Source organism: Pseudotamlana agarivorans (assembly GCF_001642835.1).
Taxonomy (GTDB): domain Bacteria; phylum Bacteroidota; class Bacteroidia; order Flavobacteriales; family Flavobacteriaceae; genus Pseudotamlana; species Pseudotamlana agarivorans.
Map to the genome: position 1 here is coordinate 32,952 of NZ_LXEI01000010.1, position 13,955 is coordinate 46,906.

At 31.3% G+C, this 13,955-nt stretch carries 8 protein-coding genes; 6 read left to right on the forward strand and 2 right to left on the reverse strand.

The features are described 5' to 3' along the window. The first annotated feature begins 46 nt into the window (after positions 1-46). Complete coding sequence (locus A6I66_RS11660) at positions 47-1,429, forward strand: TlpA family protein disulfide reductase (protein WP_067149491.1); 1,383 nt, start codon at positions 47-49, stop codon at positions 1,427-1,429. 526 nt (positions 1,430-1,955) lie between these two features. Here A6I66_RS11660 and A6I66_RS11665 read toward each other — a convergent pair. Beyond that, the gene (locus tag A6I66_RS11665; protein ID WP_067149493.1) at positions 1,956-3,452 is read right to left on the reverse strand and encodes a T9SS type A sorting domain-containing protein; all 1,497 of its coding nucleotides are present in this window, start codon (positions 3,450-3,452) and stop codon (positions 1,956-1,958) included. A 771-nt stretch (positions 3,453-4,223) separates the two neighbouring features. Continuing rightward, positions 4,224-4,808, reverse strand: a complete 585-nt coding sequence (locus A6I66_RS11670; protein ID WP_067149495.1) for an RNA polymerase sigma factor — start codon at positions 4,806-4,808, stop codon at positions 4,224-4,226. A gap of 118 nt (positions 4,809-4,926) precedes the next feature. Here A6I66_RS11670 and A6I66_RS11675 point away from each other — a divergent pair, with 118 nt between their 5' ends. The 5 genes from A6I66_RS11675 to A6I66_RS11695 all read left to right on the forward strand — a co-directional run bounded on the left by A6I66_RS11675 (position 4,927) and on the right by A6I66_RS11695 (position 13,906). After that, complete coding sequence (locus A6I66_RS11675) at positions 4,927-6,060, forward strand: FecR family protein (RefSeq protein WP_084399656.1); 1,134 nt, start codon at positions 4,927-4,929, stop codon at positions 6,058-6,060. Between the two features lie 196 nt (positions 6,061-6,256). Continuing rightward, positions 6,257-9,703 (forward strand): SusC/RagA family TonB-linked outer membrane protein, encoded by a 3,447-nt coding sequence (locus tag A6I66_RS11680; RefSeq protein WP_067149499.1) that lies wholly within the window; start codon positions 6,257-6,259, stop codon positions 9,701-9,703. Between the two features lie 2 nt (positions 9,704-9,705). After that, entirely contained in the window at positions 9,706-11,154 is a 1,449-nt protein-coding gene (locus A6I66_RS11685; protein ID WP_067149501.1) for a RagB/SusD family nutrient uptake outer membrane protein, read from the forward strand. An 18-nt stretch (positions 11,155-11,172) separates the two neighbouring features. Then, positions 11,173-12,297 carry a TlpA disulfide reductase family protein gene (locus tag A6I66_RS11690; RefSeq protein ID WP_067149503.1) on the forward strand — a complete coding sequence of 375 codons (1,125 nt, stop codon included), beginning with the start codon at positions 11,173-11,175 and terminating at the stop codon, positions 12,295-12,297. A 232-nt stretch (positions 12,298-12,529) separates the two neighbouring features. Next, positions 12,530-13,906, forward strand: a complete 1,377-nt coding sequence (locus A6I66_RS11695) for a TlpA family protein disulfide reductase (protein ID WP_067149505.1) — start codon at positions 12,530-12,532, stop codon at positions 13,904-13,906. Positions 13,907-13,955: the final 49 nt, after the last annotated feature.

Sequence of the window (13,955 nt, forward strand, 5' to 3'; positions counted from 1 at the left end):
AACAATTGAATAATACATTATTAATTAGAATAAAAATATCAATAAAATGAAAAAAACCATATTTAGTTTGGGATTGGCAGTAGCGTTTGTATCATGTGCAGAAAAGACTCCAGTAAACTATGCACTTTTTACAGGTAAAATCGACAATCTTAAAACTAAGGAGCTAGTATTAGAAAAATCAGATCATTCGTTTACCAAAACTATCCAAGTAGCACCTGATGGTACTTTTGCCGATACGGTTAAAACCACACCAGGACTTTATACTCTTTCTGGAGGTAAAAGACATAGAACGCCATTGTATTTTGATAATGGCAGTGAGCTTAACCTTGTCGCAGATGCTAAAGAATTTAATAGCAGCATCGAAGTAACTGGTGAAGGAGCCGAAGCTACAAATTACATGATCTACAAAAATAAAAAGGAAGCCGCACTAAAAACAAAGGATAGAGCTGTATATAAGTTGGAAGAACCCGAATTTAAAGCAACTTTTAAAGAAATAAAGAAAGACTTAAATGCGAGATTAGATTCAACCCAAGGCATATCGCCAGCTTTTAAAGCTTTAGAAAAACGCAATCTTAATTACGAATATTTGAATGAATTAGAACGTTATGCCGGAGGTTACCATAAGCAATGGGCTAGAAAAAGAGGTTATAAGCCTTCCGAAAGTTTTCTAGAGGAAACAGATGGATTAGATTTAAACAATGAGGTTGACTTTTATTTTTCTAGTGCCTATAGAGAAATGGTTAACCGTTATTATACAAAACAAATAAATGCTTTGAGCAAAGAGAACACTGTAGAGTATGGTTTAAGAGGAGTAACAGTATACTCTACTATCCCAAATCAAACCATTAAAAACGAACTTATTTTTAGTAAAGCCGAGTACGATTTGTATCAAACTAATGATTTTCAAAAATTTTACAAAATTTTTATGGAAGCTTCTACTAACGAAGAGAATAATGCTAAAATCACTAAGATTTATAATGATTTAATGCGTGTTAACGAGGGGCAACCATCTCCTAAGTTCACGAATTATGAAAAACACTCAGGGGGTACCTTATCATTAGACGACCTTAAAGGAAAGTATATTTATATTGATGTTTGGGCCACTTGGTGCGGACCTTGTGTTAAGGAAATTCCAGATTTAAAGCGTGTAGAAAAAGCCTATCACGGAAAAAACATAAGCTTTTTAAGTATTTCAATTGATGCTCCTAAAGATCATGACAAGTGGAAAAAAATGGTGGAAGAAAAAGAACTTGGCGGTATTCAAGTGATTGCAGATCATGCTTTCGATTCCCAATTTGTAAAAGATTATAGCATTAAATCAATTCCTCGTTTTATACTTATTGATCCTAATGGTGTTATCGTGACTTCAAATGCACCAAAACCATCAGATCCTAAGTTAATAGACTTATTTAATGAGTTAGAGCTTTAAAAATATCATGTACGCAATATAATGGTTTTCTATTTAGAAATAATTTTTTTGTAGTATACCAAAAGGAGCTTTTTAAAATTAGTGTTATTAATATAATGAAACATAAATCAAATGTAGTGGTCATTGTCAATACAGGTATTCATTTCGTGTTGCTTTTTTAAGTCCGTTACACTTAACACCCAAGAAAAACCCCAACAAATTTAGCTTTGTTGGGGTTTTTCTTGGGTGTTCTTTAGGAGGAGAGCCTCCTTAAATATCTCATTAATATTGATAATTTAAGTCGTTCTTTTAGGTTTGAGTTAGCTGTTTTAGCCGGTATAAATTATCGGAAATTTATTGGGGCTGTTGATATTGTTTAAATTTAGGGTTATTGTTCTGCCTTTTTATTAATTCGGTTTTTCAGGAAGCTTACTAACCTTAATTTGAGCTTCGAAAATTTAAAGGAAACTTGATTTTATCCTAAAAAAAATCGTCTAAAAAAACTTTTTAGACGATCCTTTTAAATCTTTTTAAATTGAATTTAATCCTAGTTTTTTACTATGATTTTCTTAGTTATTGATTGTAGCCCGTTATCTAACTTTAATAAATATAATCCAGATGTTAGATTGTAATTTATTATATTATTATTCATTGTTCCTCCTAATACTTGTTTACCTAATAAGTCATATATTGAGTAGTTGATTTGGCCTTCTAAAGTGGTTTTAATATTTACAAAACTAGTTGATGGGTTCGGGTAAATTGAAATTGAATTATTAAATTCAAAAGCAGAAGTGTCTAATGTATTTAACTCATCATTTGTATAGGTAAATAATTCTCGTCCTATATCAACATTACCTAAAGTAGGGTCTTCATTACTCGTGTTAAAAGAGGCTTCAAAATATAGTTTATGGTTAAGTACTGCGATATCATCAATATTATCAATTAAGTCAATTTCTATAGGCTCTATGGCTACGCCATCTGTTCTATACAAACGGAAGGTAGCAGATAAAGCTTGAGATTTTCCGGCATAATATAAGTATCCATCACCAGGTGCAGCAAAATGAACAGGGTCATGTCTAAAAGCAAAATCAGTAATAGACGTAGCTTTATCTGTAGCAGGATCGTATGCCCAAAGCTGGTCATTATTGCCATCATCACCTTCAAAATACAATTTTCCTCCCCAAGCGTAAATTTCACCAATGTCATTGATAGCAGATGCTGATGCTATGGGAGTAGTTCCGCCCGTTGTACCATCGGTAACCCATAAATCACTGTCATACTCAAAGTAAACGTCGTCTCCCAGTTTTGTGAAATGATATAGGTTAGAATCTCCTGGGCCATCATCAAAATTTTTAATCAACGTATAGCTTTGATTAGTAATATTATACATATATAATTCTTGTCCAACTGATGTACCAGCTACAGTATATGTCATATTGAATAAAATAGAATTATTATCAAGGGCAATGTAACTACTTCCAGCCTTAACTTCTCCTGTGCCACTATCTGGCAATGCTTGAAAGGTTGTGCCGTCAAACTCATAATAAATACCTAAAAAATTATTATTAGCATCTAGAAAAAAGGATCTCATATAAGCTTTGTTTCCAATAACGATAGGTGCACCACCTTGAAAATTATTACCTAGAGATACTGTTCCAGCTTCGGTACCATCTGTAGTAAAGAAATTGTAACTATTTTGTGCAAAATCCTGTGCCTGAAAATATAATTTATTATTTAATTCGAAAAAATGTTCAGGGTTTGAGCTATCACTAGACCCATCAAGATCTTTTACGAGTACTGTACCTTCTGGAGTTCCATCAGAAACCCATAATTCTTTACCAACATCTATACCGCCAGTATTAGTTGCTTGAGAATCATCGGCAGAAAAATAAAGTTTTCCGTTAAATGCAGTTAAATTAGCAGGAGATGATTGGAAATTTGCTTCACCAAGAAAATAATAATTGATGTCTTTAACTAGTGTGATTTGTTGTGCGTTTGCTAAGCTTGTTATTAGAAGTAAAACAAGCATGTAATAATTTTTCATAATTGGTTATATTTTGGTTTATATAATGTATTACGATCGTTTTTTAATTTACCCTTAGTACATTTTTCATTTTTTTTTAAAAATTGCACAACTATATCTTGTGTTTTTGTTATTTCGTTGATGAAAAATCATGAAATCTCTTGTTTTGTTTTGTTTTGTGTAATGCTGTTTAGGTATGAAAAAAGCAGAAAACATGTGTGTTTTTGATTATCAGAATTAAAATTTAATTAGTATGTAATAATAAAGTGTTTTTTTTATGAATTATGTTGTGTAAACAAAACCATGGAATTTCTTATGGCAAGAGTGAGCTAGTTGAAAAATATAGAATTAATATTTTTATATCAATTTCCAATGTAAGCTGTTTTAGGTGGTTATTTGAAATAAACATTTATAAACAAACATGTGTGTTTAATTATAGTTATTAAGCTTTATGCAAATAATGGATTAAAAAATTAAGTTTTAGTTTCTTTTGAACGAGGAAAACAATCCTGACGAAAATTGTTGTATATGAGTAAAGGATTAAGCAGGCATTTAACTAAATGAACATTAAAATGTATATATTGTATTGACATATAAAGGTTAGGAATGCATTTTGGGGATGAAGCTGCCTAATAGAGCCCATAGATTTATATGAACTATGATATGGAAATTTATAAATGGTAAAAAAATAAATAAAATCAATACTGGGTATTCAACAAAAAAATGAAGTCACTATAATGTTATTAGACCTTTAAATGAAAATTTTAAAACTAATACCCTAGGGATTTGGTATTACTCTTGAAATAAATTTTTATAAACAATGAATAAAAATAATTCATCATCGCTAAAGTTTTCTCGAATTTTTTTAAAAGCGGTATACATGTGAGACTCTACCGTTTTTACAGAAATGTCTAATCGTTCCGAAATTTCTTTATATTTAAGACCCTCAAATTTATTTAAATACAAAATTTCTCTGCATTTTTCTGGTAGTCTATCTATTACTTTCTGTAGTTTAATAATACGTTTTTCTAGAGCTTCAGGGTCTGTAGTAAATCTATCTCTAAGAGCTTGTTCTTTAAGCTCATTAAAAAAAGCATCTTTCTTTTTTTGTTTTCTGTATACATCAATATATGTATTGTATGCTATTCTATATATATAGCTTTTAATAGATTTTGTGTAATTAAGATTTGCTCTATTGTTCCAAAGAGAGATAAAAGTCAGTTGAACTATGTCTTCGGCTTCTTGTAAGTCATGAGTATAGGTTACAATGTAATCTAAAAGGTTTTTATAATAACGTTCAAATAATGTTTTAAAAGCTTCCCTATTACTTTTTTTTATCTCACTTGCTAATAAAGAATCGTTAAGTAAAACTTCCAATATAGTTTCGTTTTTCCATTAGTGCACAAATATGCCAAAAAAAAATAAAAAATGTACTAAGGGTAAAACATTAAATTAACGTATTAGTAATATTAAGTTAAGCAAAACAGAGAAACAGTTGAAAAAAATAACCATAAAATATATAACGAATACAATATCTTCAAAAGAGCTAGCAGAACTTAAGGAGATGTTAAAAGAAAAGAAAAATCAAGATCTTTTTAAAGACTATATTAAAGACTATTATGATGTTCATACTTTACTAAATAAACCAGATATAGATAAGGCTTTTGATAAGCTTTGGGGTACAATAGAGAAACAAAAGCCTATAAAGCAATTGCTTTTCTCAACGTGGTTTAAATATGCAGCAGCAGCTGTAATAGTTTTGATGTTTTCGGTGTCGTTTTATTTAATAAATAATCAAAAACAAATAGAAACAAATCCTTCAGTTGTAAAAACAGGAAGTCCTGGTTTTAACAAGGCTATTTTAACCCTTGAAGATGGTTCTGTTATTGTGCTAAAAAAGGGACAGTCTTATAATGCAGCAAAGGTTACAAGTAACGGTGAACAAATTGTGTATAATAATAGAGAGGGTAGCGAAGTGTTGTATAACTATTTGACTGTGCCAAGAGGGGGGAAGTTTGAGGTTGATTTAGCTGATGGCACACGAGTTTGGTTGAATTCAGAATCAAAATTAAAATTTCCAATAAGTTTTAAGGAAGGAGTTACGCGTCAAGTAGAACTCCTGTATGGAGAAGCTTATTTTGATGTTTCACCTAGCAAAAATCACAATGGAGCATCATTTAAAGTAAGTTCTAAATTACAAGAAGTAGAAGTGCTAGGTACCGAATTTAATATAAAGGCCTATAAAGATGAGGTAAGCGAGTATACTACTCTGGTAGAAGGAAAAGTAGCTGTGAATAATGGGGGTGTTAAGAAAGAGCTAAAGGTTGGTGATCAGTCCGTTTTAAGTGATATAAAAGGTGATATTAAAATTAGATTCGTGAATGTTTATAATGAAACAGCTTGGAGGAAAGGGATATTTTCATTTAAAGATAAACCATTGAAAGACATTATGAAATCTTTGTCTAGGTGGTATGATGTAGATATAATTATTAAAAATAAAGAACTTGAAGATATAAAATTTAATGGTGTCTTAAGTAAAACGATGAGTTTAGAAGAAATATTAATTCCAATAAAAAGAAGTAGCAACCTAAAATATAAAGTATATGATGGAAAAATAGTTATTGAATAAAAAAGGGACGAATCACATACCGCTCAAAGTACACTGGTTTCATCCCTTGTTTTACAAGTATTAATTAAATTATTAACTAACACCTTGCAAATCTATGAATTTTTTATTTACTAAAGAATTTTACTTCTTTAGGAAATCAACCAAAAACTTAATTATGAGAACAATATTAATGTTGTTTTGCTCAACTATTTTTAGTTTGACGCCTGCAAATATTATTTCTCAAAATGCATTAATCACAATTAATCAGGATAAGATAGTTTCTGTAGATGAGATTTTTGATATTATTCAGTCCCAAACATCATATACTTTTATTTATCGCTCAGATCTTTTTAACGACATGCCTCCGGTTACATTAAAAAAAAGCACCATTAAAGTCAAGGATTTATTGTCTAATGTTATATCCTCAAGTGAATATACTTTTGGCCTTTTAAAAGACAATACTATTGTTGTAGAAGAAAAAGTTTCAAGGGTAATACAAGAAGAGATTATAGGGAATGTCACTGATGAGAAAAATATTCCTTTAGCAGGTGTAGGTATTTTAATTGAAGGTACTAGAAGGGGAACTTTAACAGATTTTGATGGTGATTATAGAATTAGAGGTCTTAAAACCACAGATGTCTTAGTTTTTTCCTTTATGGGGTTTGAAAAACAATACATTGAAGTAGGAGACAAAAAAGTTATAAATGTGGTATTGAAAGAATCTTCGAACGAGTTAGATGAAGTAGTTGTTTCGGGAAAGAAAATAGTTAATACAGGATATCAGGTTGTGTCAAAGGCAAAATCTGTTGGTTCTTTTGAAACTGTAGGTGCCGAAGTAATAGAAACTAAGTTTCAAACAAATATTTTAGATAGAATAGAAGGGACTGTTAGTGGGTTATCTATGTATAGGGGGACCCCAGTAATTAGAGGGGTTTCCACAATTTTAGGAGAATCCTATCCATTAATTATTTTAGATGGAGCAGTTTATAATGGTGATTTAGAATCTATTAATCCTAACGATATTGAAAGTGTTACCGTTTTGAAGGATGCTTCTGCTGCTTCAATTTACGGTTCTCGAGCTGCAAATGGAGTTATTGTAGTAACTACTAAAGGCGGTTATATTGGTAAGCCAACTCTTAGCTATACATCGTCATATCAAATAGAATCACAGCCAAGTCGGTCCTATCAGAATTTAATGTCATCTTCCGAATTTGTTGATTATCAGGTAGATGTTTTTAATAGAATACCGACTCCTGCTGGAGATGAAAAAAATCCGGATTTAGCTCTAGATGAGGTTAATACGCTACTGTATGCCCATCGAGATGGTTTAATTTCAACGGATTATTTAAATTCAGAATTGAATAAGCTTAGGGGATTAGATGGATATAGTCAAGTTGAAGATATTTTGATAACTCCAAAATATACACAACAACATAGCCTTGCTTTAAGAGGGGGGTCTAAAATCCATCAATATGCATTATCTCTTAATTATGCAAGTAGAGGTTCTTTTAACATTGATAGTGCTTCTGAAAACATAGGGCTTAATATAAAGAACTATTTTAGGTTAAATGATTGGCTTAAAGTGGATGCAACTCTTATAAGTAGTTATGGTTTTTCAGATAATTATGGAGGTGTTTCAGGTATAGGTTTATTAGGGCCTTCAAGGCTTCCTTATGAAGTACTTAAAGATGAAGATGGAAACCCCGCTGAATGGAACCATATTAAGAGCCATGAGAAGATTGACGAGCTTATTTCTAAAGGTTTATTAGATCAATCTTATTACCCTTTAAATGAATTAAAGGAAGTGCAGACCTCAAGTAAAAGTCCTTCTGTAAATATAAACTTTGGAACAGAAGCCAAGCTTTCAAAGTCATTTAATTTACAATTAAGAGGTCAATTACAGTACGGTGAAACCCATAGTGAAATTTATGCTTCAGAAAACAGTTATACTGTTCGCGATATGATAAATAATTCGACTCAAATAATTAATGGTGAAGTTATTAATAACATCCCTTACGGAGGTCAACTTACAGAAACATTTTATGATAGAAATTCCTATACTTTGCGAGCACAACTTAATTACTCTAAATTATTTAATCAAAAACATGATGTAAAGGTATTTGTAGGTGGTGAAAGAAATAAAGCAGTTACCGAATCATATGGATTTAAACGTTATGGTTATGATCCAGAATATTTAACTTTTGAAAGTGTGGATGAGGCAACTTTAGCTGAAGGAATTACGGGTACCGAATCGAACTCAGGGCTGTTTACTTTAGGAGGACAAACTGGTTACCAAAATACCGATATTAGATATATATCTGCTTATGCAAATGTTTCGTATATGTTTGATGATAAATTAGGACTTAATGTAAGTGCAAGAATAGATGAATCTAATCTGTTTGGTAAAAACCCTGAATATGCATATCGTCCACTTTGGTCATTTGGAGCAAACTACATTATAGATACAGAATCTTTGTCTGTATCATGGCTTGATAGATTAAAAGTTAGAGCTACCTATGGAATAAGTGGAAATGTTTATGATAATGGTGGGCCAGAAGCTATAGTACAAATTAGTGGTGTTAATGCTGCCGAAGAACAAATAGCTGTAATATCTACTCCTCCAAATGAAGAGTTGAGATGGGAACAAACTAATATAACCAATATAGGTATAGATTATGAGTTGTTTTCTAGGAAATTAACAGGAACTCTTGAATTTTACGATAGGAGTACAACTGATGCTATTTCGAGGATAGACTCAGATCCTATTTTAGGATGGAGTCAACTTCCTAAAAATTATGCTTCATTAAATAACAGAGGTGTTGAACTTCAAATGAACGCGCCATTTTTAACGACACGTGACTTTAGGTGGGGTGGTAGTTTAATACTGAATTACAATAGAAATATAGTAACAGAGTATGTTCCAGAATACACTACGTTTAATGCGTACGACTATCTCTACGAAAATTATTTAGTAGAAGGACAAGCATTAAATGCAATTTATACGGTTCGTTATGCTGGCTTAGATGAGAAAGGAGCTCCAAGAGCTTATAAAGCAGATGGTACTATTGTAGAAACTTATAGTGATTTAACTTTGGAAGATTTGAAAGTTGAAGGAACTAATGATCCTCCATATCATGCCTCTTTTTCTAGTAATATAAGCTACAAACAATTAAATCTTTCATTTCTTTTTATTTATTATGGGGGACATGTTCAGAGGGATGTTGCCGCAGGACACACGCAAACATATAAATATCCTTATGATATAACTCGTAACTTAGATAGGGTACATTTAAACTACTGGAAAGAGCCAGGTGATGAGGCGGATATTTACAAAGCTCCAGCCATTAATTGGAACAATACGGATCTCAATGAAAATCCTGATTATATTCAAAGTTCTCAAAGAAATTTATGGACATACGCAGATATACATGTTCAAAAAGCCGATTACATGAAGATAAGAAATATTACTTTGTCGTATAATGCATCTAATGAGATCTTAGAAAAAATTAATTTTTCTAGTTTAAGATTTTCTTTTGATGTTCGTAACCCTTTTCTCTGGACATATAATCGAAATAATCTTGATCCTGAGGTTTGGACAGGCGATAGTAGTAGAGGAACAGCGATTATGCCTACATATACTTTTGCGATTAATTTAAAATTTTAAAAATGATGAAACATATATATAAAACATTAATAGCATTTCTAATCATCTTAAATTTCGCTTGTGATGACTTTTTGGAGGTTTTACCAAAAGGACAAGTTATACCTACAAAATATGAACATTTTGCATATTTGTTAAATAGTGAAACTCTTATAAACCAGGTTGGTATAGGTTATGTTGGTTATTTCACTGATGATTTGGAAAAATCTTTAGACCCAGGTATGCCAAGTACTGTTGGTTTTATTGATACCCCAGAGTTCGCTGTGAACTATTATTATTTTAATCCTGGGCCAACGTATCCCCAAGAAGAAAACGATCTTTTTTTTACATCAAGTTATTCACAAATTTATACGTTTGATTTTGTGGCAAATAATGTAATGGAAGTTACAGATGCAGCTGAAGAACAAAAATTGGCTGTTAAGGCCGAGGCTTTATTTGGTAGAGCATACAATTATTTCAAATTAATAAATCTTTATGCAAAAACCTACAATCCAGATACAGCTAGTACAGATTATGGTGTGCCTCTAATTTTGGAAGATAATATTTATGCAGAATATGGCAGGAATTCAGTGCAGGAAGTTTATAATCAGATAATTAATGATTTGTTGGAGGCTATTCCTGCTCTTCCTGTAACTGCTTCAAGTAATTACCATCCCACAAAAGCTTGTGGTTATTTTCTATTAGCTAAAGTATATTTATTCATGGGGCAATTTGAAAATGCACTTACAAATGCAAATTTATCCATAGAAAATAGCGATCCTTACGAATTACAAGATTTAAAAAAATATGTAGCTATTCCTGGAGGTTGGTTCAGAAGGATTTGGAATATTGAAACGCGGCTTCCAATGGAGGATATAGTAGACATATCAGAAAACATGTATCTTAAAAATGTGCAAGATAATCATGATGGCAAGGCTTTTGCCACAGAAGAACTATTAGAAATATTTGAAAAAGATTTACCAAGCAGTTCACAAGATATGCGTAAGGTGTTGTTTTTTGAAACTGATAGAGCAAATTTTGGTAATCCAATAGCTTTTCCAGGTAAAACAATTTTTGGAGGTTTTGCCATTAGAAATGCAGGGATTTTGCTGTCAGATTTATATCTTATTTTGGCAGAAACAGAAGCTAGGGTAGGTAGTAAAGATAAAGCAATGGAGTATATAAACTTCCTTAGAGATTATAGAATTACCAACAATATGCCATTAACAGCTGCAACAAATGAAGAAGCTTTATTAATGGTTTTTGAAGAAAGAAGAAGAGAGTTTTGTTTTCGTTCCGATTTTAGGTTTCAAGATCTAAAAAGGCTTAATAAAGAGCCTACTTTTGATAAAACAGTAACTCATACAGTGTTAGGTATAGATTATACCTTGCCTCCAAACGACCCAAGGTATATTTTACCACTTTCTAACGATGTCATACAATTTAACCCAGATTTACCTCAATACGATAGGTAACCAATAGAAAAACAACTTATGAAAAATTTATTTATAGTTTTATTTGCCACATTATTATTTTCATCATTTCAAAAGCCTCAATATGTCATTAATGGTGTTTTTAAAGGCGGTGAAGGAAAAGAAATAGTATTAGAAGAACTTTCAAATCTAAGGGTTGTAAAACGCTTAGGTTCCACCCGTGTAGATGCCAATGGTAAATTTACTTTTACGGGCGACGCTTTTGGAGAAATTAAAGAAGCTAGGCTGTCAATTCCAGGTACTCGATTTAAAGAAGACTTTATTATTGAAGATACTGTTATTAAAGTAAATATTAGACAAAAAGTAGTTACAGAGAAATACACAAAATATCTTTTTGATTTAGAACGCGGAAAAGAAGATGCGGTATATGCTATGCTAAAATCAAATTATAAGGATAGACGAACCGTTTGGGGAGGCAAAAGTAATAGAGTTGTTGTAGCAAATGAAGCAGGTGAGCTTAGTGATGAAGACTTAGTAAAAAAGCGAGCAAAATTAGATTCCGATTTTATTGCAGAAACACTTAAAATTTTAAGTAATTATCCAGATAGTTATGGGACTTATTTTTATATAAAAAATTATATGCTAAGATTTGATCCTTTACCAGTAGTAGAGGAAGCCTTTAATAACTTGTCGGATAAAATAAAGAACTCAAAAGAGGCTACAGTTTTCAAGGATGAGGTAGAGGAATTAAAAAGATCATTTGTTGGAGGAATCCCTGAAGATTTTACAATTCCATCATTAGATGGCGGAGAAACGAGTTTGTATCAATATAGAGGCAAAGTCTTACTTATAGATTTTTGGGCGACGTGGTGCGGGCCATGTATAAAGGCTATGCCACATATAGGAGAGATTTACGACGAATTTCATCCCCAAGGCCTAGAAGTGTTAGGAATATCTTACGATAGAGATGATACAAAATGGCGTAATTTCTTGAAGAAAAATGATTACGTTGTTTGGGATCAAGCTTCATCTTTAAAAGAATGGAAATGTCCATCAGCAAAAACATTTGCAATCACAACGATACCAGAAACCATTTTAATTGATAAAAAAGGTGTGATTGTAGCGAGAGGACTTCAAGGAGATGAACTTGAGTCTAAAATTAAAGAATTACTAGCAAAGGGATAATAATTTCAGGGTTTTATATACTCAAAACCTCATTATTTAAATAATGAGGTTTAAAAAATAAGAAGAAATTTTTCTCATTATAAAGTGCTATTATCAAAAATTAGCTTCAAATAAATTTGAAATAAAAAGAGGATTGTATTAGAGGTCCTGTTCTATGATTCAAGAAGCACTTAAAATCTCAATAGATCTATTGGTAATTACCTCTATCCTCTATTTTACACTATTTTATTAAATGAAAACAATAATATTAAGTTTCGGATTGATTTTAAGTCTAATGGCTTTCAGTAAAGAAACTCCAAAAGACTATGCGATACTTTCGGGAAAGATTGAAAATTTAGAAGTAAATGAACTCACCTTAATTAAGTTAGATCAATCCTTTAAAAAGAAAATTTTGCTAGCTGCTAATGGTGTTTTTTCTGATACGATAAAAGCAAGTGAAGGACTCTATTTGTTAACTGCAGGAAAAAGTAGTGTTAGTATCTATTTAAATAAAGGATGTGCTATTAATTTGGTAGCTAATTCTAACGATTTTAAAAGTTCTCTTAATGTTACAGGAAAAGGTTCGGGAACCACAAATTATCTATTATTAAAAAGGAAAACAGAAGCAAACGAATTAGCGGAATCATCACTTTATGTATTAAATGAGGCAGCGTTTAAAAATAACGTTAAAAACAGAAAATTACTACTTAACAAAGCCTTAGATACAATAAAAGAGGTCGATCAAGACTTTAAAGCGTTAGAAAAACGTAAGCTTAATTATAATTATTTATTAGCGTTATCAAAGTATGCTACAGGTAAACATATTTATTGGTCAAAACAATCATACTATAAGCCATCAGCAGAATTTTTAGCAGAACTTGATGCTTTAGATGTAACTAATGAAACTGATTTTGTAGCAATTAATACCTATAAACAATTAGTAATTGCGCATTATAATGATAAAATTAAAGCGCTATCCAAAAAGAGTTCTATTCCCTTTATGTTAGCAAAGTTAAAAATACATGCCACCATTCCGAATGAAACTATTAAGAATGAATTGATGTTTACCGGAGCAGAATATGGATTATTAAAATCTGAAAATTTTGAAGAATATTACCAGATATTCATAAATGCATCAACAGATTCAGAAAACAATGCTAAGATTACTAAAGTTTACAACAAATTAAATAAAGTAAGTCCAGGTCAGCTCTCACCAAAATTTATAAATTATGAAAAGTATTCAGGAGGAACTTTGTCATTAGACGATCTAAAAGGACAATATGTTTATATAGATGTTTGGGCTACTTGGTGTGTACCTTGTATTAAAGAAATTCCAGATTTAAAGCGTATTGAAAAAGCGTACCATGGAAAAAATATCGTTTTTTTAAGTATATCCATAGATGAAGCTAAAGATCATGATAAGTGGAAAAACTTGGTTAAAGCAAAAGATCTAGGAGGAATTCAAGTTATTGCAGATAAGGGCGGGAAGTCTAAATTTCTGGATGACTACTTTATTTCTTCTATACCACGTTTTATATTAATAGATCCATCAGGGAAAATAGTGAATAATAAAGCCCCACGCCCATCAGATCCTGAGTTATTAACCTTATTTAATGAGTTAGCACTTTAATATATATTAGGACACTATATAAGTTTTTCTTTTAAGAAATAGTGTTTAT